This is a genomic window from Hasllibacter sp. MH4015 (genome assembly GCF_020177575.1).
In the GTDB taxonomy this organism is placed as follows: Bacteria; Pseudomonadota; Alphaproteobacteria; order Rhodobacterales; family Rhodobacteraceae; genus Gymnodinialimonas.
Genome location: NZ_JAHTBK010000001.1, coordinates 3,639,085 through 3,662,222, shown reverse-complemented (window position 1 = coordinate 3,662,222; position 23,138 = coordinate 3,639,085). Strand labels below are relative to the sequence as shown.

The 23,138-nt window shown below is 64.4% G+C and carries 30 protein-coding genes; 11 read left to right on the top strand and 19 right to left on the bottom strand.

From position 1 onward, the window contains the following. The first annotated feature begins 10 nt into the window (after positions 1–10). From KUW62_RS18730 to thpR, 3 genes are all read left to right on the top strand, one after another. Entirely contained in the window at positions 11–1,696 is a 1,686-nt protein-coding gene (locus KUW62_RS18730) for an acyl-CoA dehydrogenase family protein (protein WP_224816978.1), read from the top strand. Positions 1,697–1,771: 75 nt separating this feature from the next. After that, on the top strand, positions 1,772–2,776 hold the full coding sequence (locus tag KUW62_RS18725) for an NAD-dependent epimerase/dehydratase family protein (RefSeq protein ID WP_224816977.1): 1,005 nt from the start codon (positions 1,772–1,774) through the stop codon (positions 2,774–2,776). Further along, positions 2,776–3,312, top strand: coding sequence for an RNA 2',3'-cyclic phosphodiesterase (thpR, locus tag KUW62_RS18720; protein ID WP_224816976.1), 537 nt, complete (start codon positions 2,776–2,778; stop codon positions 3,310–3,312). The genes KUW62_RS18725 and thpR overlap by 1 nt, the downstream gene beginning before the upstream one ends. On the opposite strand, the gene recO is transcribed toward thpR, so the two are convergent. Continuing rightward, on the bottom strand, positions 3,297–4,031 hold the full coding sequence (gene recO, locus KUW62_RS18715) for a DNA repair protein RecO (protein WP_224816975.1): 735 nt from the start codon (positions 4,029–4,031) through the stop codon (positions 3,297–3,299). The two genes, thpR and recO, sit on opposite strands and share 16 nt — an antisense overlap. Positions 4,032–4,122: 91 nt before the next feature. Here recO and KUW62_RS18710 point away from each other — a divergent pair, with 91 nt between their 5' ends. Continuing rightward, positions 4,123–4,740, top strand: coding sequence for a Pr6Pr family membrane protein (locus KUW62_RS18710; RefSeq protein ID WP_224816974.1), 618 nt, complete (start codon positions 4,123–4,125; stop codon positions 4,738–4,740). A 3-nt stretch (positions 4,741–4,743) separates the two neighbouring features. Here KUW62_RS18710 and KUW62_RS18705 read toward each other — a convergent pair whose 3' ends face one another. From KUW62_RS18705 to folK, 12 genes are all read right to left on the bottom strand, one after another. Beyond that, positions 4,744–5,073 (bottom strand): DUF1491 family protein, encoded by a 330-nt coding sequence (locus KUW62_RS18705; protein ID WP_224816973.1) that lies wholly within the window; start codon positions 5,071–5,073, stop codon positions 4,744–4,746. A 40-nt stretch (positions 5,074–5,113) separates the two neighbouring features. Further along, positions 5,114–6,022: a GTPase Era gene (gene era, locus KUW62_RS18700; RefSeq protein WP_224816972.1), complete on the bottom strand. Its 909-nt coding sequence runs from the start codon at positions 6,020–6,022 to the stop codon at positions 5,114–5,116. Between the two features lie 72 nt (positions 6,023–6,094). Beyond that, positions 6,095–6,772, bottom strand: a complete 678-nt coding sequence (gene rnc / locus KUW62_RS18695) for a ribonuclease III (protein ID WP_224816971.1) — start codon at positions 6,770–6,772, stop codon at positions 6,095–6,097. Next, the gene (gene lepB, locus KUW62_RS18690; RefSeq protein WP_224816970.1) at positions 6,769–7,548 is read right to left on the bottom strand and encodes a signal peptidase I; all 780 of its coding nucleotides are present in this window, start codon (positions 7,546–7,548) and stop codon (positions 6,769–6,771) included. The genes rnc and lepB overlap by 4 nt, the downstream gene beginning before the upstream one ends. A 173-nt stretch (positions 7,549–7,721) precedes the next feature. After that, positions 7,722–8,174, bottom strand: a complete 453-nt coding sequence (gene acpS / locus KUW62_RS18685; protein WP_224816969.1) for a holo-ACP synthase — start codon at positions 8,172–8,174, stop codon at positions 7,722–7,724. After that, positions 8,171–8,776, bottom strand: a complete 606-nt coding sequence (locus KUW62_RS18680) for a LysE family translocator (protein ID WP_224816968.1) — start codon at positions 8,774–8,776, stop codon at positions 8,171–8,173. Before KUW62_RS18680 ends, acpS begins: the two co-directional genes overlap by 4 nt. Next, positions 8,773–9,210 carry a hypothetical protein gene (locus tag KUW62_RS18675; RefSeq protein ID WP_224816967.1) on the bottom strand — a complete coding sequence of 146 codons (438 nt, stop codon included), beginning with the start codon at positions 9,208–9,210 and terminating at the stop codon, positions 8,773–8,775. Before KUW62_RS18675 ends, KUW62_RS18680 begins: the two co-directional genes overlap by 4 nt. A 78-nt stretch (positions 9,211–9,288) precedes the next feature. Continuing rightward, positions 9,289–10,029 carry a pyridoxine 5'-phosphate synthase gene (locus KUW62_RS18670; RefSeq protein ID WP_224816966.1) on the bottom strand — a complete coding sequence of 247 codons (741 nt, stop codon included), beginning with the start codon at positions 10,027–10,029 and terminating at the stop codon, positions 9,289–9,291. A 5-nt stretch (positions 10,030–10,034) separates the two neighbouring features. Further along, positions 10,035–10,667, bottom strand: coding sequence for a DUF2062 domain-containing protein (locus KUW62_RS18665; protein WP_224816965.1), 633 nt, complete (start codon positions 10,665–10,667; stop codon positions 10,035–10,037). Positions 10,668–10,732: 65 nt separating this feature from the next. Next, positions 10,733–12,901, bottom strand: coding sequence for a bifunctional (p)ppGpp synthetase/guanosine-3',5'-bis(diphosphate) 3'-pyrophosphohydrolase (locus tag KUW62_RS18660; RefSeq protein ID WP_224816964.1), 2,169 nt, complete (start codon positions 12,899–12,901; stop codon positions 10,733–10,735). After that, a complete protein-coding gene (gene rpoZ, locus KUW62_RS18655; protein WP_224816963.1) occupies positions 12,898–13,251 on the bottom strand; it encodes a DNA-directed RNA polymerase subunit omega in 354 nt (117 codons plus the stop codon). Before rpoZ ends, KUW62_RS18660 begins: the two co-directional genes overlap by 4 nt. A gap of 83 nt (positions 13,252–13,334) precedes the next feature. Further along, positions 13,335–13,895 (bottom strand): 2-amino-4-hydroxy-6-hydroxymethyldihydropteridine diphosphokinase, encoded by a 561-nt coding sequence (folK, locus tag KUW62_RS18650; protein ID WP_224816962.1) that lies wholly within the window; start codon positions 13,893–13,895, stop codon positions 13,335–13,337. A 158-nt stretch (positions 13,896–14,053) separates the two neighbouring features. Here folK and KUW62_RS18645 point away from each other — a divergent pair, with 158 nt between their 5' ends. Beyond that, a complete protein-coding gene (locus tag KUW62_RS18645; protein ID WP_224816961.1) occupies positions 14,054–14,629 on the top strand; it encodes an NYN domain-containing protein in 576 nt (191 codons plus the stop codon). A 69-nt stretch (positions 14,630–14,698) separates the two neighbouring features. Here KUW62_RS18645 and KUW62_RS18640 read toward each other — a convergent pair whose 3' ends face one another. Both KUW62_RS18640 and KUW62_RS18635 read right to left on the bottom strand, forming a co-directional pair. Continuing rightward, a complete protein-coding gene (locus KUW62_RS18640; RefSeq protein ID WP_224816960.1) occupies positions 14,699–15,232 on the bottom strand; it encodes an SRPBCC family protein in 534 nt (177 codons plus the stop codon). Then, a complete protein-coding gene (locus KUW62_RS18635; protein ID WP_224816959.1) occupies positions 15,232–15,414 on the bottom strand; it encodes a hypothetical protein in 183 nt (60 codons plus the stop codon). Before KUW62_RS18635 ends, KUW62_RS18640 begins: the two co-directional genes overlap by 1 nt. 125 nt (positions 15,415–15,539) lie before the next feature. Here KUW62_RS18635 and KUW62_RS18630 point away from each other — a divergent pair, with 125 nt between their 5' ends. Further along, the gene (locus KUW62_RS18630; RefSeq protein ID WP_224816958.1) at positions 15,540–16,106 is read left to right on the top strand and encodes a TetR/AcrR family transcriptional regulator; all 567 of its coding nucleotides are present in this window, start codon (positions 15,540–15,542) and stop codon (positions 16,104–16,106) included. 19 nt (positions 16,107–16,125) lie between these two features. On the opposite strand, the gene KUW62_RS18625 is transcribed toward KUW62_RS18630, so the two are convergent. Further along, on the bottom strand, positions 16,126–16,650 hold the full coding sequence (locus KUW62_RS18625; protein ID WP_224816957.1) for a cytochrome b: 525 nt from the start codon (positions 16,648–16,650) through the stop codon (positions 16,126–16,128). A 13-nt stretch (positions 16,651–16,663) separates the two neighbouring features. Then, complete coding sequence (locus tag KUW62_RS18620; protein ID WP_224816956.1) at positions 16,664–17,152, bottom strand: EF-hand domain-containing protein; 489 nt, start codon at positions 17,150–17,152, stop codon at positions 16,664–16,666. An 82-nt stretch (positions 17,153–17,234) separates the two neighbouring features. On the opposite strand from KUW62_RS18620, the gene KUW62_RS18615 reads away from it, so the two are divergent. Then, a complete protein-coding gene (locus KUW62_RS18615; protein ID WP_224816955.1) occupies positions 17,235–17,684 on the top strand; it encodes a MarR family transcriptional regulator in 450 nt (149 codons plus the stop codon). 66 nt (positions 17,685–17,750) lie between these two features. Here the strand turns inward: KUW62_RS18615 and KUW62_RS18610 are convergent, their stop codons facing one another. Then, entirely contained in the window at positions 17,751–18,287 is a 537-nt protein-coding gene (locus tag KUW62_RS18610; protein ID WP_224816954.1) for a peroxiredoxin-like family protein, read from the bottom strand. 135 nt (positions 18,288–18,422) lie between these two features. On the opposite strand from KUW62_RS18610, the gene ispH reads away from it, so the two are divergent. Next, positions 18,423–19,373: a 4-hydroxy-3-methylbut-2-enyl diphosphate reductase gene (ispH, locus tag KUW62_RS18605; RefSeq protein WP_224816953.1), complete on the top strand. Its 951-nt coding sequence runs from the start codon at positions 18,423–18,425 to the stop codon at positions 19,371–19,373. 6 nt (positions 19,374–19,379) lie between these two features. Here ispH and KUW62_RS18600 read toward each other — a convergent pair whose 3' ends face one another. After that, complete coding sequence (locus KUW62_RS18600) at positions 19,380–19,652, bottom strand: excalibur calcium-binding domain-containing protein (RefSeq protein WP_224816952.1); 273 nt, start codon at positions 19,650–19,652, stop codon at positions 19,380–19,382. A 174-nt stretch (positions 19,653–19,826) separates the two neighbouring features. On the opposite strand from KUW62_RS18600, the gene KUW62_RS18595 reads away from it, so the two are divergent. From KUW62_RS18595 to KUW62_RS18585, 3 genes are read left to right on the top strand one after another with little or no spacing between them, the layout of a single operon-like run. Beyond that, positions 19,827–22,262 (top strand): FAD-dependent oxidoreductase, encoded by a 2,436-nt coding sequence (locus tag KUW62_RS18595; protein WP_224817156.1) that lies wholly within the window; start codon positions 19,827–19,829, stop codon positions 22,260–22,262. Next, the gene (locus tag KUW62_RS18590) at positions 22,259–22,669 is read left to right on the top strand and encodes a GNAT family N-acetyltransferase (protein ID WP_224816951.1); all 411 of its coding nucleotides are present in this window, start codon (positions 22,259–22,261) and stop codon (positions 22,667–22,669) included. The genes KUW62_RS18595 and KUW62_RS18590 overlap by 4 nt, the downstream gene beginning before the upstream one ends. Beyond that, positions 22,666–23,121: a YdeI/OmpD-associated family protein gene (locus KUW62_RS18585; RefSeq protein WP_224816950.1), complete on the top strand. Its 456-nt coding sequence runs from the start codon at positions 22,666–22,668 to the stop codon at positions 23,119–23,121. The genes KUW62_RS18590 and KUW62_RS18585 overlap by 4 nt, the downstream gene beginning before the upstream one ends. The last annotated feature ends 17 nt before the right edge of the window (positions 23,122–23,138 follow it).

The window sequence follows — 23,138 nt, the reverse complement described above, 5'->3', positions numbered from 1 at the left end:
GGATGCTACGATGCCCCGTGATGCCCATGTTTCGCCCAAGACCGACGTGATTCTTCCCGACCTCCTTGCCCTGACCGGCGCCGCCGTCGCCCCTGCCACGGCTCTGCTGGACGTGGCGAAGTCCCGGCTGAAGGACACGTTGAGCGAAGACGGCCGCGTCTCTGCCAAGCTGATCGAGGAAAACCAGACCGCCGCCCACGGGCTTGCCTGGCTCGCCACCTATGTGGAGGCCCTTCGGGAAATGCACGGATGGGCGGAACGCCTGAACGCCGATGGCAAATTCGGCGAGGTGGAGCAGCTGATCCTGCAAATCGCATTCGGCGAATACCTCTGGCAGATGTATGGCGGCCTGCCGATGAACCAAGGGGAGATTCTGCGCCCGCAGGATATGGGCCTGACCCAGGACGACCAGCGCGCGATGATGGATGATGCCGTCATGACGCTGACACAGTCCGGCAACACGCAAGCCGCACGCACCCGTCTGGTGGAGCTGATGCAGGAACGCGCGGCGGAGATCACCGTGGGCGCAACCGGCCTTGATGATGAGTTGGAGATGATCCGGGAGCAATTCCGGCGCTATGCGGTCGACCGCGTGATCCCCGACGCCCACGACTGGCACCTCAAGGACGAACTGATCCCGATGGAGATCATCGAGGAGCTGGCCGAGATGGGCGTTTTCGGCCTGACCATCCCCGAAGAACATGGCGGCTTCGGCCTGTCGAAAGCATCCATGTGCGTCGTCTCCGAAGAACTCTCGCGCGGCTATATCGGCGTGGGTTCCCTTGGCACCCGGTCCGAGATCGCCGCCGAGTTGATCCTTGCCGGGGGCACCGAGGAGCAGAAGGCCAAATGGCTGCCCGGCCTCGCCTCGGGTGAAATCCTGCCCACCGCCGTCTTCACCGAGCCCAATACCGGCTCCGACCTCGGATCGCTGCGGACCAAAGCCGTTAAGGATGACAACGGCGACTGGGTTCTGAACGGGAACAAGACATGGATCACCCACGCCGCCCGCACACACGTAATGACCGTCCTCGCCCGCACCGTGCCGGACACGGACGACTACAAGGGCCTCAGCATGTTTTTGGCAGAGAAAACGCCGGGAACCGACGAAGCACCGTGGCAGGACGCAGGGATCAGCGGCGGTGAGATCGAGGTCCTCGGCTATCGCGGCATGAAGGAATACACGGTCAATTTCGACGATTTCAAAGTAAAGGGCGAAAACCTTCTGGGCGGCGAAGAGGGGCAGGGCTTCAAGCAGCTGATGCAGACCTTCGAAAGCGCCCGTATCCAGACCGCCGCGCGGGCCATCGGTGTGGCGCAATCCGCCCTCGATGCCGGGATGCAATACGCCCAGGATCGCAAGCAATTCGGCAAGGCGCTGATCAACTTCCCCCGCGTCTCCGGCAAGCTTGCCATGATGGCGGTGGAGATCATGGTGGCCCGCCAACTCACCTATTTCTCGGCCCGCGAGAAGGACAATGACCGCCGCTGCGACCTCGAGGCCGGGATGGCCAAACTGCTGGGTGCCCGCGTGGCGTGGGCCGCGGCGGACAACGCCCTGCAAATCCACGGCGGCAACGGCTTCGCGCTGGAATACGGCATTTCCCGCATTCTGTGTGACGCCCGCATCCTGAACATCTTTGAGGGCGCGGCAGAGATTCAGGCGCAGGTGATTGCACGTCGATTGCTGGCCTGACGCGCTTGAACATCGTCGGCTGAACCCTAAGTCGAAAGTGAACGGAACAGTTTACTTGCGGTGGTCGGAGCCAACATGCCCAACAACGTCTTCCTGACCGGTGTCACCGGCTTCATCGCCAAACGCATCGCGCTTGACCTGTTGGAGGCCGGGCACAGCGTCACCGGCTCCCTCCGCAAGATGGCGCGCGCGGACGAGGTGCGCGATGCGATCCGGCCTCACCTGACTGATCCGTCCCGGCTCGACCGGCTGTCCTTCACCGAATTGGACCTGACCGCGGATAAGGGATGGGCGGAGGCGCTGAAAGGCCACGACGTGCTGATGCACACCGCCTCCCCCTTTCCGATGGCGCAGCCCAAGAACGAAGAAGACGTGATCCGCCCCGCCGTCGAAGGCACCCTTCGCGCGATGAAGGCGGCCCACGGGGCGGGTGTGACCCGCGTGATCTTGACCTCGTCCGTCGTGGCGATCGAGGCCAATGATACGCCCGATCCCAAGACTCCCGCTGATTGGACCGATCCCAACCATCCGCGCGCATCGGCCTATTACAAATCCAAGACGCTGGCCGAACAGGCGGCCTGGGGCTTCGTGGACAAACATCCGCAGATGCAGCTGACCACAATCAACCCGTCCCTCGTCCTCGGCATGCCGCTGGACGCGCATTACGGCACCTCGCTCAGCCTGATCGAGCGGATCATGGGCGGGAAGGATCCGGCCGTGCCGAATATCGGCTTCGGGGTGGTGGATGTGGCCGACATCTCCGCCATGCATATCGCCGCGTTGGACCGGCCCGAGAGCATTGGCAACCGCTACATCGGCTCGGCTGGGTCCATCACCATGCCGCAGATCGCGCGGCATCTGGCCGACAGCTATCCGGGCCGCAAGATCTCCACCCGGCAGGCACCGGGCTGGCTGTTGCGCGTCTTGGCGCTCTTCGATCCGGCGGTGAAGGGAATCCTTCCGCAAATCGGATACACGCCGCAATTCGACACCTCCGCGACCACGGCGGATCTGGGCATCACGTTCGCCCCCGTGGGCGAGGCGATCGACGCCGCGGCGGCCGCAATCGACGCGGCGTGATGCGCGTCTTCATCGCCTTGCCGATTGCGGGCGATGCCGTGACGGCCCTACTCCGCATCCAATCGACGCTCCCGACCGGCAAACCGGTGCCGGAGGATAATCTGCACCTGACCCTCGCGTTTCTGGGTGACGTCCCCGCGCCGATGGTTGAGGTGCTGCACGATGTCCTGTCGGCCACTCGACTGCTCCGTCCCGAGATCACCTTCGACGGCTTGGATACATTCGCGGAGATGGAGCGCGGGCTCGTCTTCGCTGCCGTGCGCCCGACCGACACCTTGTCCGCGTTGCAAGCGAAGGTGGCACAGGCCGCGCGCCAATCGGGGGCCGATCTGCCCCGGCGAAAATTCCGCCCCCATGTCACCTTGATGCGGTCCAATGCGCAGCCCAAGGGCCCGGCGCGCGACCGCCTTGCCGCCGCGATGGCCCGTCCCCTCGACGTGCCGTCCTTCAGCCCTTACAGCGTGGAGCTCTATCAATCTCATCTGAGCGCCACCGGCGCGCGGCACGAGGTTCTGGCAAGCTATCCCCTTTCCTGAGACGCACGGCGCGCAAGCGCATCCACCAGCCTTTGGCGCGCAACGGGCAAGGGCCGGTCCCCCAGTGACGCGGCCAGGTGGGTCCGAAGGAAATGGCCCGTGACGCCAAGTCCCTCCACCACGCCCGGCAGGTCGGAACGTTCGCCCCTGAGCACGGGCGGTAAGGGTAACAATCGATCCGCCCATTCGCCTGCGGACCCCCGTGACACGGCACGGCCCGTGCGGGGCGAGATATAGGCCAGATCCTCCGTCGATCCGGTCGCCGCGCAGCTCGACAGATCAAGGCCGAAGCCCATGTCCGTCAGCAGCGCCATTTCCCAGCCCAGATAGGCCGCCGCCCAACGATCTGCCCCAAGATTGTCCAGAACGGCCAAGGTGCGCGCATAAAGGGCCGGATAGGCCGCGCGTTCAGGCAGAGCGAAGGACAGCAGCGCGCAGATAGCACTCAAGCCCGCAAGCGCGATCCTGTCGCCCATCACCTCCGCCGCGCGGCCCTGCTTCAGCTCCACCGTGTAACTGCCGATGTGATCGGACAGACGCGCGCGCCAGGTGGCGTCCAATTGCGCGCCCGCCTGCAAAAGCGGTGCCATCTTGCGAGAGGCCCCGCCCCGCACCACGCCGAGATGCCGGCCATGGCTCTCCGTGAACAGCTCGATGATGGCCGAGGTTTCCCCGTGCCTGCGCATTGCCAGAAGTATGCCGTCCGCCCGCCAATCCATGCCCCCTTATCGCGGCACGCGGCCCACAGCGCACGGGAAAACGCTTTCAGGCCTGTGGAAAACTCCATCGAGCCGTGGCATTTTCCGCGCCATGTTTCCCGCCCTACCGCCCTCGGCCCGTTGGACGGCCGCGATCATCGCCCTTGTCGCCGCAGGCTCCGTGGCCGCGATGTTTGTCTACAACATGGACACCGGACGCTACGGCGATCCGGTGGCGACGGCTTGGGGCATGGGCCGGTTCTTCACGATCCTCACCAACATCCTCGTCGCCGTGACATTCACCGCCGCGGCGTTGCGCCGGGACGGGATCGGGGCGCCTTGGGTCTCTGCCCTGACGCTTGCCATGGTACTGGTGGGTGGCGTTTACCACACGCTCCTGTCGGGCATCACGGAGTTTGAGGGGTTGGGCGCGTGGGCCGATCAGGGCCTGCATACCGTCGTACCGATCGCCTGCGTGCTGTGGTGGATCGCCTTCGCACCGAAGCGGCACCTTCAGTACCGCGATCTGCCCATGTTCATCATGTGGCCCTGTGTTTACGTGGCCTATGCGCTGGCGCGGGGCGATGCCGACGGAACCTATCCCTACCCGTTCATGGACCTGTCCGACAAAGGCGCCCTGGCCGTGGCAACGAACCTTGCGGGACTTGTGCTCGTATTGCTTCTGGGTGGGGTCCTCATGGTGATGGCCGGGCGCTACGCCGATCGCTGAGGTCTATTCCAGCCCCACCTCGTCGAGCAGATGCCGCCCCTCGCGATCCTCCACCTCGATCACCCACAGGTCGGGATCAAAGCCGCGCTGCCGGGCGATGGCCGCGTCGACCTCCGCCTCGGGTCCGCTTGCCAGTTCCATCCATTCCCGCGCGCCGCTCATCGGGTCATAGGACCGCTGGTAGAGCGTGGCGCTGCCGTCAAGCGGCGATTGCTTGACCAGGACCGCCCCCGCCGTCGCATCGCCGCGCGCGACCACATAGACGGGAATATCCGCCAGCCTGAGCCGCGCAAGATAAGCCGCCACCCAGAAATCCGCGGTCAATCTGGCCATGGCTGTGTCTCACCCACGCGCAGAGGCTTTTGCGCATCCGTCACGCATTGCCGTCCTTGAAATCCAGCCCCATTTCCGAATACCGCTCCGCCTCATCCAGCCAGCCGGGGCGCACCTTCACTTGCAGGAACAGGTGGACGGGATAGCCGAGGAATTCCGCAATCTCTTCGCGTGCGGCCTTGGAGACGGCCTTGATCGTCTCGCCCCCCTTGCCAAGGATGATCCCCTTATGCCCGTCGCGGGCGACATAGATGATCTGGTCGATCTTGGCGGACCCGTCCTTGCGCGCCTCCCACCCCTCGGTTTCCACCGTCAGCTGATAGGGCAGTTCCTGATGCAGGCGCAGGGTCAGCTTCTCTCGCGTCATCTCGGCGGCGATCATGCGCAGGGGCAGATCCGCGATCTGATCCTCGGGGTAAAACCAGGGCCCCTCCGGCACCGTCTCCGCCAACCACTTCCGCAGGTCATCGACGCCGTATCCCTTCTCCGCCGAAATCAGGTACGTGTTCTCGAACCCGAACGCCGCGTTCATGTCTTCGGTCAGCTTCAGCAGCACCGGCGCCTCCACCCGGTCAATCTTGTTGATCGCCAGCGCCACTTTGCGCCCGTCCGTCCGGTCCCTCAGCCCGTCCAGGATCGCCTGCACGCCTTCGGTCAGCCCGCGATGCGCCTCGATCAGCAGGACGACCACATCGGCATCCGCCGCACCCGTCCACGCCGCCGCCACCATCGCCCGGTCCAGCCGCCTGCGCGGTCGGAACAGGCCCGGCGTATCGACGAAGATCAGTTGGCTGTCGCCTTCCATCGCCACGCCGCGAATGCGCGCCCGCGTGGTCTGCACCTTATGCGTCACGATGGAGACCTTGGCCCCCACCATACGGTTCAGAAGCGTGGACTTGCCCGCGTTGGGCTCTCCGATCAGGGCGATGAAACCGGCGCGTTTGGGCATTCGTGGGATCCTGCGACAAGGGGTTGCGGCGGGGCATAGCCGGATTTGCCACCGGGCGGTAGGGGGCGGTGCCTATCCCAGCCGGGTCAGCAGATCCCGCGCGGCTTCCTGCTCGGCCTGGCGCTTGGCCTTCGCCTCCGCCTCCGCCGTCTCCCCGGTATCGAGGCTCACGCGAATGCGGAAGACTGGGGCGTGGTCCGGTCCGGTACGCGACACTTCCTCGTATCGCGGCGGGGCCATGCGCCGTGCCTGAGCCCATTCCTGCAACGCGGTCTTCGCGTCGCGGGCATCTTCCTCCACCGACACGATCCTCTCCCCCCACAGCCGCAGGACCAGATCGCGCGCTGCAACGAACCCGGCATCCAGGTAGACGGCGGCAATCACCGCCTCCATCGCGTCGCCAAGCAGCGCGACACGCCGCCGTCCGCCCGCGCTCATCTCCGACTTGCCCAGGCGCATCGCCGCGCCCAGGTCGATCTGCCGGGCCACGTCGGCACAGGTCTCCTTGCGCACCAACGCGTTGAAGCGCGGCGCAAGCTGGCCTTCGCTGGCCCGTTCATCGGCGGCCAGCACCGCCTCCGCCATCACCAGGCCCAGAACCCGGTCGCCCAGGAATTCCAGCCGCTGGTTGTCCCCCCGCGTGGGCGAGGACAGCGAGGAATGCGTCAGCGCGCGCGACAGAAGCGCGGGGTCGTCAAAGTGATGCCCCAACCGCTCCATGAAGGCCGTCATCTCCCGTGAGGGCTTCACTCGATCGCCCGGAAAAAGCGATCCGAACGCCAGGTCCAGAAATAGACCATGCGCCGCCCGGCGGAGGAGAAGATCACCCGGTCCGCACGGCCCAGAAGGTTCTCGAACGGCACGAACCCGACGCCGCCGATGCTCTGCGGGAACCGCGAGTCGATGGAATTGTCCCGGTTGTCGCCCATGACGAAGAAATGGCCCTCCGGCACGACGAATTCCGGCGTGTTGTCACCGCGCGATCCGTCCTGGATGTTCAGGACCGAATGGGTGACGCCCCCCGGCAATTCCTCGGTCGCGCGGTCCTTGGAACAGATTGCCCCCTCGCCCACAGGCGCATTGGTGCAGCGCGGGATGTGACCCTGCGGGCCCTGCGGTTCCACCACCTCCTCAAACGGGGCTTCCGGGGTCAGGCGCACCGGCTCTCCATTCAGGTGCAGCACGCCGTCGATCACCTGCACCCGATCGCCCGGAAGGCCGATGACGCGCTTGATAAAGTCGGTGCCGTTCGTGGGATGACGGAAGACGACCACATCACCGCGCTCGGGCTCCGAGCCGAAAATGCGCCCCTCGAACGGGCACATGGAAAACGGGCAGGAATGGCGCGAATAGCCATAGGCCATCTTGTTGACGAACAGAAAATCCCCGATCAGCAGCGTGTCCTTCATGGACCCGGACGGGATCCAGAACGGCTGAAAGAACAGCGTGCGGAAGATGCCCGCGATCAGAAGCGCCCAGAAAACGGTCTTCACCGTCTCCATCACACCGCCTTCGGATTTTGCCATTTGGCCGCCCTTTCCTGCCTTTGGGTCTTTTGGTCCCGCGGTTCTTGCCTGCGCCATGGGGCAAGTCAAGCAAGCAGCCTGCGCGCGGGTTTCAATTCCGCGACACTGGCGGGAAAAGCGCCTACGGGATGGCGGGAGGGGCGAGGCCGCATGGCCAGCGTCTCCCCCATCGCTCAACTCATGCGCCGGGGCGGGCGGCGCTTTATGACCGGGCGCAGCTCCTCTTCCTCCGCAGGCAGCGCCTCGATGACCACCATGGCCTGCGCCCAAGGGTGATCGTCGGTCAGCGTCACGTGGATCAGGGCGGTGTAGCCGTCGGGCGTCATCTGTTCCAAACGCTCCCGCGCCCACCCCGTGACTTCCATCACCGGCTGGCCGGTCGGCAGGTTGCGCACCGCCATGTCCTTCCACGCGATGCCCATCCGCAAGCCGGTGCCAAGCGCCTTCGAACAGGCTTCCTTCGCTGCCCACCGTTTCGCGTAAACCGCCGCGGGGTCCTTCATCCGCTCCGCGCGGCGCTGCTCCAGATCGGTAAAGACCCGGTGACGAAACCGATCCCCGAACCGGTCCAGCGCGCGCTGAATCCGTTCGATATTCGCAAGGTCCGTTCCGATCCCAAGGATCATTCCGCGCCCCGCCAAGCCAGAAGGCGCAGGCCCGCAAGGGCGAACAGGACGGCTGTCACCCCATCAATCCACCGCCGGAACCGGCGGTAGGTCGACCGAACCGGCGGCAAAGCAAACGCGAAGGCATAAGCGGCATAAATCCCGAACCCCATCGCCGCGCAGGCCACGACGATGCCCCATCCCGGTGCCGTGCCGTCTGTGCTCAGCGCAAGGGCCGCGATCCAGGCCAAGGCGGCCTTGGGATTGCCAAGGTTGAGGATCAGTCCACGGCGGAACGCACGGCCCTCTGCCACTGTGTCCGGTGCCGTGTCCTTCCGAAACGCCGTACGCCCGGTGACCCAAGCGAGGTACAGAAGGTAGGATGCCCCGATCAGCTTGAAGATCGTCAGAAAGACCGGGCTTTGCGCAACCAGCGCGCCGAAGCCAAGGCCAACTGCCAAGCCCCACGAAGCAAGGCCCAGCGCCAGCCCCGCCCCCATCATCAGCCCCGCCGAACGACCCAATGCCATCGCCGTTCCCGCAACCGCCAACGTCGCGGGCCCTGGAGAGCCTGCCGCCACAAGAAACGTGCCAAGCGCCGTCAAGACACCCAGATCCATCATCGCAGGCTGACCGTGCCGGTGGCCTGGTTGACGGCGAAGGTCACCGGCCGCGTTCCACTGCCATCGGCAAAGGCAATGGGCACCGTGATGACCAGCCCCGCCGACGCATCGTAGACCGCCGTGGCCTGCGCCACGAAGGCTTGCCCGAAATAGCGGAATTCCGTGCCGGCATAGATTGCCGTGCAAGTGCGATAACTATCCGATCCGGGCGCGTTGGGATGCAGGATGCCCAGGGCCGCGCCCGATGCGACGTTGGGATCAATGAACATCTCGAAGATGCGGATCGCGCCATTGGCGAAGGTGCGGCTGTTCTCCTCCCACGGCTCCGTGATGGTGAGGGGGGTGAATTCGGGACCGCAGGGCGCGGCGACGAAGGCCGTGGCGGGGGTGGTGAACAAAAGGCCAAGGGCTAGGGTTGCAAACAGGGAACGCATCAAATTTCTCCGGCGTGTCGGGGCAATAATGGGGACAGCCTGTCCGATTGCCCCCGTCCGCGCAACGGGCAAGACGCTTCAGCTTCGCGCCGCATCCATCCGCTGCCGCATCCCCGCAATCGCGGCCTCCAACCCCACGAACAGCGCCTCTCCCATCAGGAAATGGCCGATATTCAGCTCCCGCACCTCCGGCAGTGCTGCAATCGGGGCGACCGTGTCATAGTTCAGCCCGTGGCCCACATGGACCTCCAGCCCGAGGTCATGGCCTCGCTTCACGCCATCCACGATCCGCGCCAGTTCCGCATTGCGGGCCTCCGCGTTCCCCTCGCTGTCGAAATCGGTGTAGGCGCCTGAGTGGATCTCGATCACCGGCGCACCGATCCGCGCCGCCGCCTCGATCTGCGCGCGGTCGGCGGCGATGAATAGCGACACCCGGATGCCCGCGTCGCCGAGCGGCCCGATGAAATGGCTCAGCCGGTTCTGATCGCCCGCCACTTCCAGCCCGCCCTCCGTCGTCCGCTCCTCCCGCTTCTCGGGCACGATGCACGCGGCATGGGGCAGATGGCCAAGCGCAATCCGCTGCATCTCATCCGTCGCGGCCATCTCGAAATTCAGCGGGATGGTGATGGCCTCCATGATCGCCGCGATGTCGGCGTCTCGGATGTGGCGGCGGTCTTCGCGCAGATGCGCCGTGATCCCGTCCGCCCCCGCCCGCTCCGCCAGAACGGCGGCGCGCACCGGATCGGGCGTCGCACCGCCCCGCGCGTTCCTGAGCGTTGCCACATGGTCGATATTTACACCCAGCCGCAGCTTTTCCATCTCTCTCACTCCGCCGCATCCGCTTGTTTGCGGAGCTTTTCCATCTTCTTTCGCAACCGCGCCGCGCGGCTTTTCTGGTAGGCCCGGATCACGGGGACCGACAGGTAATAGCACACGATCCCGCAGACCAGGCCGGGGATGATCCCGCCCACGGTCCACGGCCACACGACCGTATCCCAGAAGATCTCCAACTCGCGCCAATGGGCGACCTCGTCGGTGAACATCGCCTTGAAATTATGCCACAGATCGCCCGCTGCATTGCCGAACCGCGCGAACAGGCTGTCATTCACACCCACCGTCGGACGGGAGCCCAACATGAAATGCCCCAGGTTGAGCGAGATGATCGCAATCGGCACGTAGGTCAGCGGGTTGCCGATGAACGTCGCGAGAAGGGCCGCGATGATTGACCCGCGCATCATCCGCGCCAGAAGGGCGGCGATCACGAAATGCAGGCCGAAATAGGGGGTGAATACGGTGACTGCCCCCGCGAACACGCCCCGCGCGATCTGCTCCGGTGTGCCGGGCAGCCGCCGCATCCGATGTTGCACATATTGCGCGGCACGCAGCCAGCCCCCCCGAGGCCAAAGCGCCTCCAGGATCACACGGTACCAGGGTCTGTAGTCGCGGCGTCTGAACACGCGCGGCTCCCGTTTTTCTGTTCACCACCAATATGGAGCGACGTTACGTGACAGATATGGAGTGCTTACGGCCTGCGGTCCAGATCACGAAAGCGATCAAGCGTTGCAACATCGCCTTCGGCTTCCACCGCCATCATCACCGCATGCAGGTGTTCGGCGTCCCGCACGTCGACATCAATCAACAACCGGAAGAAGTCCGGCTTGCGGTCGACGAAGTGCAGATCCGAGATATTGGCGTTCTGTTCCCCGATCAGAGTGCAGATCCGCCCAAGCACGCCGCTTTCGTTGGACAGCGTCACGTCGATGGTCACGTTGTGGATCGGCGCATGGCGTCCTTCGGTCCAGTGCAGGTCGATCCAACGATCCGGCTGATCGTCGAAGGCCGCCAGCGCCGGGCAGTCGATGGCATGCACCAGCGGCCCCTTGCCGTGATAGGTGATGCCCACGATCCGTTCACCGGGCACCGCTTGGCAGCATTGCGCCCTTTGTGTCCGCGCGCCGGGCGGCAGGCCGATCACGGCGCGATTATCCTCCACACTGGCGACATCGTCCTTGTTGGCCAGTTCCGGATACAGCTCCGCCACCACGTCCCGCGCACTCAACTCCGCCGAACCGATCCGCGCCAAAAGCTCATCACCATCGGCCAGCGACAGGGTCTTGGCCGCCGTGGTCAGCGCCTTGTCTGTGGCCTTCTTGCCGATCTGCTCGAACGCGACCCGCGCCAGTTCGCGCCCCAGCTTGATGTAGCGGTCCCGGTCCACTTCGCGCAGGCTCCGCCGGATCGCGGCCTTGGCCCGGCCCGTCGTGGCAATGTCGATCCAGGTGGCTTGGGGTGTCTGGCCTTCGGCCGTGATCACTTCGATGGATTGGCCGTTCTTCAGCCGCGTCCAAAGCGGCACGCGCAATCCGTCCACCTTGGCGCCGACGCAGGAATGCCCGATCCGCGTGTGGATGGAATAGGCGAAATCGATGGGCGTGGCCCCGCGCGGCAGCTTTACCACATCCCCCTTGGGGGTGAAGCAGAACACCTGGTCGGAATACATCTCCAACTTCACATGTTCGAGGAATTCCTCGTTGCCTTCCGCGTTCTCGAACCGCTCCGTCAGCGATTCCAGCCATTTGGCGGGGTCCACGGCAAAGGGGTTCGCGACCCGCACACCGTCGCGATAGGACCAATGGGCCGCCACGCCGGATTCCGCGACCTCGTGCATCTGGCGGGTGCGGATCTGCACCTCCACCCGTTTGCCGTCGCGCCCCGACACAGTGGTATGGATCGACCGGTAGCCGTTGGATTTCGGCTGGCTGATGTAATCCTTGAACCGCCCGGGCACCGATTTCCACCTTTGGTGGATCGCGCCCAACACGCGGTAACAATCGTCTTCCGTCTCGGTGATGACACGGAAACCGTAAATGTCGGAGAGGCGGCTGAACGCCAGCTTCTTTTCCTGCATCTTGCGCCAGATCGAATAGGGCTTCTTGGCCCGGCCGAAGACCTGCGCGCTGACGCCGTGCTTGCTCAGCACGGCCTCGATATCGTCGGTGATCTTCGGAATCACATCGCCGGTTTCCCGCTGCAGCGTGATGAACCGGCGCAGGATGGAGGATCGCGCCTCGGGGTTGAGCACCCGGAACGCAAGGTCCTCCAGCTCCTCCCGCATCCAATGCATACCCATGCGGCCCGCAAGCGGCGCGTAGATATCCATCGTCTCATGGGCCTTCTGGCGCTGCTTCTCCGGGCGCATGTGCCGGATCGTGCGCATGTTGTGCAGCCGGTCGGCCAGTTTCACCAGGATCACCCGCAGATCCTTGGACATCGCCATGAAGAGCTTGCGGAAATTCTCCGCCTGCTTCGATTCGCGGCTGCTCAGTTGCAGGTTGGTCAGCTTCGTGACCCCGTCGACCAGTTCCGCCACTTCCACGCCGAAGCGCTCCGACACTTCGGAATAGGTGGACCGCGTGTCCTCGATCGTGTCGTGCAACAGGGCGGTGACGATCGTCGCATCATCCAACCGCTGTTCGGTCAGGATCGCGGCGACGGTCACGGGGTGGGTGAAATAGGGCTCACCGGAATGGCGGGTCTGGCCCGCATGCATCTGGCGGCCGTACTCAAAGGCGCTGCGGATCAGCGCCTCGTTGGTTTTCGGATTGTAGTTGCGGACGAGGCTCAGCAGATCGTCGGCGTCGATGGCATCTTCGGCGCCGTGGGTATGATCTAGCGCGGCCTCCGCCGTCACTTCTGGCCCTGTGCTTCCATAAGCGCGCGCAGCATCTGCTCTTCGCTCATGTCATCCTGGGCGGGGCGGTCCTGTTCGACACCCTGCAAAAGCGCCATGGCGTCTTCCTCGGGTTCGTCGACTTCGATCTGGGTCTGGTGGCTTTCGATCAGACGCTCGCGCAGGTCATCGGCGGCCTGCGTCTCATCCGCGATCTCGCGCAGGGCGACGACCGGGTTCTTGTCGTTGTCGCGGTCGATGGTCAGCGGATCGCCGGCGGAAATCTCCCGCGCGCGATGCGACGCAAGCATCACCAGCTCGAACCGGTTCGGGACCTTATCAACGCAATCTTCAACCGTGACGCGGGCCATGGGGCACTCCAGAGACTAGAAACCTAAAGGGGTTAGAGGGGCTACATAAGCGCGCGGGCCCGCATTGACAACCAGATTCGCCCCTATTCGGCGGCAACCGGCACGGGGTAGATTTCGGCCAAATCCTCCGCCGGGAACTTGGCCAGCATCTCCGTTACGCTGTGTCCCGTGGCCGGGTCGATCCAATCGGGGGCGACATCGGCAAGCGGCACCAGCACAAAGGCCCGTTCCGACAGCCGTGGATGGGGCAAGATCAGCTGGTCCGGCACCACCTGCGCGGCGCGCTCCGGCGGCAGGTTCGCCCAATTCGCGCGCGTGGCCGCGTCGGGCAATATCGCATCGTCCAGCCCGATCAGGTCAAGGTCCATCACCCGCGCCTCCCAGCGATGCGCGCGGGTGCGGCCGAATTCCTCCTCGATGCGGTGCAGAAGCGCCAGCAACTCGCCCGCCCCGCCGTGCCACGCAATGCGCATGGCCGCATTCACGAATTCCGGACCCGATCCGGGCGGGAAGGCGGGCGTGTGGTACAGGCGGCTCATCGAGACCTCGCCACCCACCAATTCCGCAAGTCGAGCCATCGCCATCGGCACCGACATTTCCGGCGGCTTCCCGCCCGAAGGCAGATTGGCACCCAGCGCAATCAAGCCGGTCCTTGCGTCACCCGTATCTATCCTGTCTTGCGCCACCGTCACCAAACCTTCATATAAAGCTGCCACCCCGTGCCGCGCGCCGTCCGGAGTCACTCCCCGGAATTTTCAGGCGTACGGTGCATTACACTCACTCACGGGCATTGGACATATAAATGTTTTACCGGGACGAACGTCTGGCGCTGTTCATCGACGGCTCCAACCTTTACGCCGCCGCCAAGGCGCTGGGGTTCGACATCGACTACAAGCTCCTCAGGTCGGAATTCATGCAGCGGGGCAAGCTTCTGCGGGCCTATTACTACACGGCCCTGTTGGAGAATGACGACTATTCCCCGATCCGCCCGCTGGTCGATTGGCTGCACTACAACGGCTTCAACATGGTCACGAAGCCCGCCAAGGAATTCACCGACAGCCAGGGCCGGCGCAAGGTGAAGGGCAACATGGATATCGAGCTTGCCGTGGACGCGATGGAAACCGCCGATCACGTGGATCACATCGTGCTCTTCTCCGGCGATGGCGACTTCCGGCCCCTGGTGGAGGCGTTGCAGCGCAAGGGCTGCCGGGTCTCCGTGGTCTCCACGATCCGCAGCCAGCCGCCGATGATCGCCGACGACCTGCGCCGCCAAGCCGACAACTTCATCGAACTTGAAGAGCTAAAGGACGTCGTGGGCCGCCCACCGCGGGAGCCGCGCATGGACGACCGGATGCCAGCGGACCAATCCGCCGACTGACATACGATCCAGGAAAACAAAAAGGCCCCGCCGCATCGGACGGGGCCTTTCTTCTGTCGGGTGGCGCGTTCAGGCCGCGACGTGCAGCGCGGATCGCGCGGCCTTCGCTTTCTTCGACGCATCGACCTTCACCTTGCGGGCATGGGGCCGACCGGTCTCAACGTAATGGGCGAATTCCTCGAGGCTTTCGTGCAGAACCTTGCGAAATTGCATCTTCATCATCCAGCCCATCAGCACGCTGAACGGAAAGGCGATGTCGGCCTCCAGCACCATGCGCACCTCGGTCCGGTCGGGACCCTTGGGCACCAGTTCCCACGTGTTGACCAGCGAGCGCACGAAGCCCGGCATCTTGTCGCCCGTCGCGGAATAGGCGATGCGGCGGGCCACCGGATCATAGGCCTCGATCGTCTCGGTGAATGGCCCGAGCGAGGTTTCGCAGGTCCGCCCCGCCACCGGCGCGGCCGTCACCTTCGGCTGACCCGACCGCGCGCGGGAGACGTAGACGGAACTCGCCCAATCGCCGGCACGCTCGTACCCCGGGCCGAGCACCTCCCACACGTCGGCGACGGGCTTGTTGACGAGCCTTGTGTTAACCAGCCGCATCACGCCACCACCTGACCGCCCATGGCGTATCCGCCTTCGGACGTCTCCTCGATATGCACGTTGATATAGGGCGTGATCGTGCCTTTCCCGGCCTCTTCCGCCACGCCATTCAGGCCGGTCGTCAGCTTCTCGACGATCTGGGCCTTCTCGTCCCGGGACCACGCGGCCTTGGGAACAGTCACTCGAATAGTCGGCATTTGGTCATCCTCTCAGGTTCAATGTTGAATTACATCGCGCGATGCAATACATCTACGGAAACGAAATGCGTTTTGCAACACGTAATGCAAAATAAACCCGAGGATGCTTCATGCCCCGCCCCCGCTCCTTCGATGAAGGCGACGTCCTGCAATGTGCGATGATGACCTTCTGGCGTCTCGGATTCGACGCCACGACCTACAAGGTGCTGGAGGGGGAGACCGGCGTCGGCGTCCGCTCCATGCACAACACGTTCGGAGAAAAGGACGACCTGTTCGTCCGGTCACTCGAAGCCTACCACAACATGGCGTCGAACCTGTTGGACCAGATGTTCGCCGACCCCGGCGTCGATGCGATCCAGATGATCTTCACCGGCATGGTCCAACCCACACCGGAGGACGACATCACCAATTCCGGCTGTCTCATGGTGAACTCCATTTTCGAGATCCCGGAAAAGCCCGCCGCCGTGCAGGCCGCCATCGACACCTATCGGGAGATGTGGCGCAGCCGTTTCCAACAGGCCCTTGAAGCGGACAAAGTCGCGGACCCCGCCACGCGCGCCGAATTCCTCGTCGGCGCACTATGGGGCGTGCTCAGCCAGATCAGGTTGGCTGGCAAGACGACCGCGGGCAAACCCATGGCCGATATCGTCATCCAGACGGTTGCGGGCTGGCGCTAGGGCGCGCCAACACAATCCTTCAGCGCGAAAACCACATGCGCCGCAGCGTGGCATCCTTGACGATCACGTGGTGATAGAGTGCCGCGCCCGCATGCAACAGCACCGCCGCCGCGATCAGCCTTGCCGCCACGCCGTGCCCCGCACGCGGCGCAAGATCCGCCAATTCCGGCATCTGGGCCGATCCGAACAGGGCATCCGGCAAGCCACTCATAACCGACATCGCGATCCCGCTGGCCAACAGCACGAAGATCAGCAGGTAAAGCGCACGGTGTACCCAAAGGGCGACCACCTCCTGCCACCGGGGCGCGGTGCCCAGCGGCGCAGGCTTGCGATCGAACCGCCACCACCAGACCAGCCGTGCCACCGTCAGCAACAGGACCAGAATCGCTACCGGCACATGTACGCGCAGGGCAGACAGCTTAACCTCCGGATCGACCACAAAGCCGGACCGAAACCCACTGACGATCAGCACGATAATCAACACCGCGCTCAGCCAGTGGATCGTGACCGCAAAGGTGCCATAGCTTGCGTCAGAACTTTTCATCCCTCGATCCCCCTTAGAGATCGGGCCGGATCGCGGCGCGCATGGCGACCATGATCGGGAACCCCTGAAGGAACTCATCCTCCGTCAACAGCGTGTCATCATCCAGATCGGCCCGGCGAAAATCCTGCACCATGGCGAACCGCATTTCCTGCTCCGTCATCTCGCCGCTGCCGTCGCGGTCCCAGAACGCGAAGACGATGCGGGCGGCCGTGGTATATTGGTCCAGCCGTCCGGCCTCCTCCGCCACGCGGGCAAAGCCCGGGTCCCACGCCACGAATTCCTCGAACGGGACGCGCCGATCCCCGTTCGTGTCCATGCTGGCAAAGACGGCATCGCGGAAATCCTCCAGCTCGCCTGCATGAATCGCCCCGCGGTTGCTTGCGTCGATGGTGGCAAAGACCGTCTGCCCCACTTCACGCCCCTCGCTGCCCGCCTCTTGCGTCAGGGCGGGGCCGCTGAGCGCCAACAGGATGCAGGCGGATGTCATCGTCGGGATCTTCATGGCTGTTCTCCATCAGAATCATTTGCTACCTTTTCGTAACTCGTAAATTGATTACAAGGCAACTATTAATATGGCAACAGATGTGCTGAAGGCACCGCGGTCCATCGGGCGCGACCTGACATTTGCCGCCTCGGCGGCCTCATCGGTGGCAAACAGGATGCTGGAACCCCACGGCCTCAGCCTTGCGCAATGGGCGGTGCTGCAATGCCTCTGGCACAACGGCGATCTCAGCGTGAAGGACATCGCCAAGCTGACGGGCAATGCGCCGCCTGCGGCCTCCCGCATCGTGGATCGGATGGTGGCGTCGGGAATTCTGACACGCCAGACCGACGCGAAAGACCGCCGCGCGGTCCTCGTGCGGACCACCGACAGGGGGGAGGGCTTGCGCCACCTTCAGAAGGTCTATGAGGACGTCAACGCCGTCGTTCTGTCCGACCTGTCGGAGATGGAAGCCGAGACTCTATTCTCGCTGCTCTCCAAGGTCCGGTCCGCCGGGCAGGAATGGCTCGAAAGGGGCGTTAACAAAAGGTGAATCAAGTGTCTAATTTCCACTACTTTCAGGGCTTTAACACACCTTATCAACCTTGATAAGGCGGGCTCAGACGGCCCCCTCATACTCACCGCGCGCCGGATAATTCTTCTCGATCGCGAAATCGACCGCCGCCAGCAGCTCCCGGAAATGGGGCCGCACGAAGGGCATCGTCTGAACGGACATGTAGTAGAGCGTCTGGTCCGGGTTGATGAGGAAAAGGCCGGGCTCGGCGAACAGCGCGGGCTCCTCGATCCCGATGGAGGTTGTCCCGCGGGAGGTCGAGATATACAGCCCCCATTCCCGCGCCTTGGCCAGCGGCAGGTCATATCCGAACCGCAGCCTTTCGGCGCCGATCTTCTCCTTCATCCCCGCCGCGCGCTCCGCCCCGTCACTGGAGATCGCCACAGACGCGATCCCGCGCTCCGCGAAATCGCCCACCAGCTTCTCGAACTCCGTCAGGTAGGTGGCGCAGATCGGGCAGTGCAGCCCCCGGTAGAAGCAAACGACCGTCCCACGCTCGGCGGTTTCGGCGGACAGATCGAAGGTTCCGCCGTCCACAAGCGGCACGGACAGATCGGGCGTTTTCTGGCGGGGCATCAGCATCGGGCAACTCCTTGCGCTTTTCCGAACCCAAACACGGGCCAATCCCCTTGGCAACGCACACAGGCCCCTGCGCCGATGCACCACTTTACCGCACCCGTGCCACGCCTTACCTGTAATCCCGACAGGAGAGCGACCATGACCAAGCCCCCGCTGACGATCTACCTCGCCGCCCCGCGCGGCTTCTGCGCCGGCGTCGACCGCGCCATCAAGATCGTGGAGATGGCGTTGGAGAAATGGGGTGCCCCCGTCTATGTCCGCCACGAAATCGTGCATAACAAATACGTGGTCGATGACCTCCGCGCGAAGGGGGCCGTATTCGTGGAGGAGCTTCACGACTGCCCCGACGACCGCCCCGTCATCTTCTCCGCCCACGGCGTTCCAAAATCCGTCCCCGCCGCCGCCCAGGCGCGTGAGATGGTCTATGTCGATGCCACCTGCCCGCTTGTGTCGAAGGTCCATATCGAGGCGCAGAGGCATGCGGATAACGGCCTCCAGATGATCATGATCGGTCACGAGGGGCACCCGGAAACCGTCGGAACCATGGGTCAATTGCCGGAAGGCGAGGTGCTGCTGGTCGAAACCGTCGAAGACGTGGCGAAGGTCGCCGTCCGCGATCCGCAAAAGCTCGCGTTCGTCACCCAGACCACGCTGTCCGTCGATGACACCGCCGACATCGTCGCAGCCCTGCAGGCCCGCTTCCCGGCCATCGTCGGACCCCACAAGGAAGACATCTGTTACGCCACAACCAACCGGCAGGAGGCGGTGAAGGCCGCCGCTCCCAAATGCGACGCGATGCTGGTCGTGGGCGCGCCCAACAGCTCCAATTCCAGACGCTTGGTGGAGGTCGCAACGCGGGCCGGCTGCGACTATTCGCAACTCGTTCAGCGGGCGGCCGACATCGACTGGCGCGCGCTCGAAGGGATCAAGACCCTCGGTATCACCGCCGGCGCCTCCGCCCCCGAAGTGCTGATCGAGGAGGTGATCCAAGCCTTCGAAGACCGCTTCGACGTGACCCGCGAGCTGGTCGAAACCGCCGTGGAAAACGTCGAATTCAAGGTCCCCCGCGTTCTGCGTGAACCGGCCTGACCCACGCTACCGGCGCTCGCAGGCGACACCGTCCCCGTCTCGATCAAGCCGGTACTCATCCGGCCCAACGACGCGCACCGGTCCCTGCACATAGCGTGGGCCATTGCCGTTACCGCCCGCGCAATCCACATCGCCACCGCTGGGAGAGATGCAAACCCCGGCATAGCTGGGGTGGCAGGCCTGTGCCTGGGCGGGCGTGATGACCGACGGAAGCGGCGCGAATGACGGTGCAAGGGCAATCGTCATAATCGTCCCGGCCCCCAAAACCATCCGTTTCATCTCGCTTCCCCCGGCTTGTCGCGTCGTTAACCTTCGTTAACACGTCGGAGCGCCGCTGCGTTGATTCAAGTCAATGGCGCGCGATCTTTCCGCCGTGGCAGGGCCCGACGCGCCTTGACGGTCCGCCCCGGAATGCGGCGAGGTGAGCGCGACGGTCAGAGGAACCAGATCAAGATGAAATCCAGAACCAAGGTTGCCGTCATCGGCGGCGGGATCGCCGGGTGCTCCACCCTCTACCACCTGACGCAGGAGGGCTGGTCGGACGTCGTCCTGATCGAGCGGGATGAACTGACTTCCGGCACCACGTGGCATTCCGCGGCGCAGGTCACGAATTTCGGGATGACCCAGACGATGGTGGGCCTGAAGAGCCACTCCATCGCGCTCTACAAGAAACTCCGCGACGATCCGGATTACCCGGTGGGCTACCATCACGGCGATGGCGGCATTCGGCTGGCCAATACGCCGCAGCAGATGCAGGGCTACCGCCATTTCGCCTCCATGGCGCGGGGCATGGGCGTGGAGTTCGAGGTCATCGACGCCGAGGAATGCGCGCGCCGCCACCCCCTGATCTCGACGGAGAACCTGATCGGCGGTCTCTGGGACGGCGAGGACGGCGATATCGACCCGGCGCAACTGTGCCAGGCACTGGCCTTTCACGCACGCCGCGCGGGGGCGGAGGTCTATCGCTCCACCGATGTCACCGGACTGACCCAGCATCGCGACGACACTTGGACAATCCACACAAACAACGGCGATATCGACGCCGACATCGTCGTGAATGCCTGCGGCTACCGCGTGAACGAGGTCGGCGCGATGATGGGCGTGCAGCATCCCGTCGCGTCGATGGAGCATCAGTATTTCGTCACCGAGGACATTCCCGCCATTGCACAAGCGGATCATCGGATGCCGCTGATCCGTTGCCCGATCAGCGATTATTATTGCAGGCAGGAAAAGAACGGCCTGCTCGTCGGGTTCTACGAACAGGATTGCAAGACATGGGGAATGGACGGCATCAGTCCCTCGTTCTCCAACGACCTCTGCCCCGATGATCTGGACCGTGTGATGGATGTGCTGGAAGGGGCCTTCGCCCGGATGCCCGCCCTGGCCGAGGTCGGCATCAAGCGCATCGTCAACGGGCCGATCACCTACACCATTGATGGCGCGCCGCTGGTCGGCCCCATCCCCGGCAAGCGCAACGCATTTTGCATCATCGGCCTGCGCGCGGGTGTGGGTGAGGGTGGCGGCCACGGCTGGCTTCTGGCGCAACAGATCGTCCATGGGGAGGCGTGTTATGACACGTGGGGCCTCGACCCGCGCCGGTTCACAGGACACGCCAATGTGGAGCTGACGGCGCTCAAGGCGATCGAGGATTACCAGAATGAATTCCGCTTTCACTTCCCCCACGAACATCGCCCCGCCGGACGCCCCGCCAAGACCACGCCGCTTACCCCCGTGCTGGCCGCGGAAGGGGCGGAGTTTACCGTGGTGAACGGCTGGGAACGGGTGGACTTCATAAGGCCGACGCCGGAGTTTCACCCGACCCTGAGCTTCGATTTCGATGAGACGTTCGCGGTGGTCGCCGCGGAGGTCGCGCATGTGCAATCCCACGTGGGCCTGTGCGAGGTGAATGGCTTCAATCGGTTCGAGATCACCGGCGAAGATCGCCACGCCTTCCTCGACCGCATGATCTGCGGCACCGTTCCCCGCCGCGATGGGCGCGTCGGTCTGGGTTATCTTCTGAACCACCACGGCTGCCTGAAGAGTGAGGCGACATTGGCCAACCTGCCCGCCAGCGACCGCGGCCCAGATCGCGTCTGGTATGGCTCCGCGGCGGCGGCGGAATATCACGACATGGATTGGCTGATCGCGCATCTGCGCGCGGACGAGGATGTGCAGATCCGGTCGCTGACGAACGACCAGACCATTCTTGTCCTGGCCGGTCCCAAAGCGCGTGATGTCCTGTCGGCCTGCGCGCGCGAGGATTGGTCCGCCGACGCCTTCCCCTGGCTTAGCGTGCGGGAGGCGTATGTCGGCATCGCACCTGCCACGATCATGGGCGTCAGCTTTTCCGGTGAACTGGCCTACGAAATCCATGTTCCGAACGCCGCGCTCTACGCCGCCTACCTCGCCCTGCGGAAGGCCGGCGCGGCGCACGATTTGCGCCTTTTCGGGGCGCGTTCCGTCGAATCAATGCGGATGGAGAAAGGATTTCTCCATTGGAAATCGGACATTCTCACCGAATTCGATTCGTTCGAAACGGGGCTGGACCGCTTCGTGAAGCCGGACAAGGGCGATTTCATAGGGCGCGACGCGCTTCTCGCCCGGCAAAAGGCGGGGCCGACGCGCCGCCTCGTCACGTTAAAGCTCGACACTACGCAAGGCCCCGCACATCCCGGCGCGTCCCTGATGGACGGGGACAGGGCAATCGGCACGGTGACGTCCGGGGAATGGGGGCATCGGGTGGGTATGAACCTCGCCTATGCCTTCGTCGATCCCGCCTTTGCGGAGATCGGCAAAACCATGAGCCTCGACCGCTGCGGCGACCTCGTTGCCGCAACGGTCATCCCGCCGTGCCCCTACGATCCGGACTTCACGAGGATGCGCGCATGATCCGGCTGTCGAACGATCCGCCCCCACCGGAAACCTTCGCGCAGATGCGCGCGTCCTGCGGCTGGCAGCTGGTCCCGACCCACCGCGCCCGGGCGGCGCTTGACGCCTCCCTCCTCCACGTCACCGCGTGGGAGGGTGACGCACTCGTCGGCATGGCGCGTGTGGTTGGGGATGGGGTGCTGAATGCGTACATCCAGGATGTCGTTGTCGCGGACTCCCACCGCGGCAAGGGGATCGCGCGGGCCATCGTGGAACGGCTCATGGCCGACCTCTCCGAGCTGCTTCCCAAGGGCACCACGATCGGCCTCATGGCCGTGGCCGGGGTGGAGCCGCTCTATGAACGCGCGGGCTTCATGGCGCGCCCGGACGGTCCATTCGGGGCCGGAATGACGATGGAGATCACATGATCGACTATCTGACGTTCGAGGCGCGGGTCCAGCCAATGCCGTGGGGCGACGCGGTCTATACAATCGTGCCGCTTCCCGCCGACATTCTCGATGCGCTCGGACCCACGCGGCGGGTGGAGGGGGAATTCAACGATCACCCCGTGAACCTCGCCATCTCCAAGGCCCCCGCCGAGATCATCGACACGCCGTTTCTTTGGGCCGGGAAATCCCTGCTCGACCGAACCGGGCTTGAACCGGGGGAGGTGTTCGAAGCGCGCCTGCGTCCCGCACCCGACGATGCGGTCGATGTGCCGCGCGACGTGCTCAACGCCCTGCGCTCCGCCGATCTGTCGGAGGCGTGGGAGGCGCTGACGCCGGGCAAGAAGCGCAGCGCGCTCTACCCGGTGGAAACCGCCAAACGGCCCGAGACGCGCATGAAGCGTATTTCGAAATTGCTCGACAATCTGCGCTGACACGAACCGATGGGACA

Coding starts and splice junctions, on each gene's coding strand:
- KUW62_RS18680 (WP_224816968.1), bottom strand. CDS start 8,776: ATGATGGATCTGGGTGTCTTGACGGCGCTTGGCACGTTTCTTGTGGCG.
- thpR (WP_224816976.1), top strand. CDS start 2,776: ATGCGCGTCTTCATCGCCTTGCCGATTGCGGGCGATGCCGTGACGGCC.
- KUW62_RS18710 (WP_224816974.1), top strand. CDS start 4,123: ATGTTTCCCGCCCTACCGCCCTCGGCCCGTTGGACGGCCGCGATCATC.
- KUW62_RS18640 (WP_224816960.1), bottom strand. CDS start 15,232: ATGCGGCTGGTTAACACAAGGCTCGTCAACAAGCCCGTCGCCGACGTG.
- KUW62_RS18600 (WP_224816952.1), bottom strand. CDS start 19,652: ATGAAACGGATGGTTTTGGGGGCCGGGACGATTATGACGATTGCCCTT.
- KUW62_RS18610 (WP_224816954.1), bottom strand. CDS start 18,287: ATGCTGATGCCCCGCCAGAAAACGCCCGATCTGTCCGTGCCGCTTGTG.
- KUW62_RS18645 (WP_224816961.1), top strand. CDS start 14,054: ATGTTTTACCGGGACGAACGTCTGGCGCTGTTCATCGACGGCTCCAAC.
- KUW62_RS18585 (WP_224816950.1), top strand. CDS start 22,666: ATGATCGACTATCTGACGTTCGAGGCGCGGGTCCAGCCAATGCCGTGG.
- KUW62_RS18595 (WP_224817156.1), top strand. CDS start 19,827: ATGAAATCCAGAACCAAGGTTGCCGTCATCGGCGGCGGGATCGCCGGG.
- KUW62_RS18705 (WP_224816973.1), bottom strand. CDS start 5,073: ATGGCCAGATTGACCGCGGATTTCTGGGTGGCGGCTTATCTTGCGCGG.
- KUW62_RS18625 (WP_224816957.1), bottom strand. CDS start 16,650: ATGAAAAGTTCTGACGCAAGCTATGGCACCTTTGCGGTCACGATCCAC.
- rpoZ (WP_224816963.1), bottom strand. CDS start 13,251: ATGGCCCGCGTCACGGTTGAAGATTGCGTTGATAAGGTCCCGAACCGG.
- KUW62_RS18730 (WP_224816978.1), top strand. CDS start 11: ATGCCCCGTGATGCCCATGTTTCGCCCAAGACCGACGTGATTCTTCCC.
- KUW62_RS18675 (WP_224816967.1), bottom strand. CDS start 9,210: ATGCGTTCCCTGTTTGCAACCCTAGCCCTTGGCCTTTTGTTCACCACC.
- ispH (WP_224816953.1), top strand. CDS start 18,423: ATGACCAAGCCCCCGCTGACGATCTACCTCGCCGCCCCGCGCGGCTTC.
- KUW62_RS18620 (WP_224816956.1), bottom strand. CDS start 17,152: ATGAAGATCCCGACGATGACATCCGCCTGCATCCTGTTGGCGCTCAGC.
- acpS (WP_224816969.1), bottom strand. CDS start 8,174: ATGATCCTTGGGATCGGAACGGACCTTGCGAATATCGAACGGATTCAG.
- KUW62_RS18630 (WP_224816958.1), top strand. CDS start 15,540: ATGCCCCGCCCCCGCTCCTTCGATGAAGGCGACGTCCTGCAATGTGCG.
- lepB (WP_224816970.1), bottom strand. CDS start 7,548: ATGGCAAAATCCGAAGGCGGTGTGATGGAGACGGTGAAGACCGTTTTC.
- KUW62_RS18590 (WP_224816951.1), top strand. CDS start 22,259: ATGATCCGGCTGTCGAACGATCCGCCCCCACCGGAAACCTTCGCGCAG.
- KUW62_RS18670 (WP_224816966.1), bottom strand. CDS start 10,029: ATGGAAAAGCTGCGGCTGGGTGTAAATATCGACCATGTGGCAACGCTC.
- recO (WP_224816975.1), bottom strand. CDS start 4,031: ATGGATTGGCGGGCGGACGGCATACTTCTGGCAATGCGCAGGCACGGG.
- era (WP_224816972.1), bottom strand. CDS start 6,022: ATGCCCAAACGCGCCGGTTTCATCGCCCTGATCGGAGAGCCCAACGCG.
- KUW62_RS18725 (WP_224816977.1), top strand. CDS start 1,772: ATGCCCAACAACGTCTTCCTGACCGGTGTCACCGGCTTCATCGCCAAA.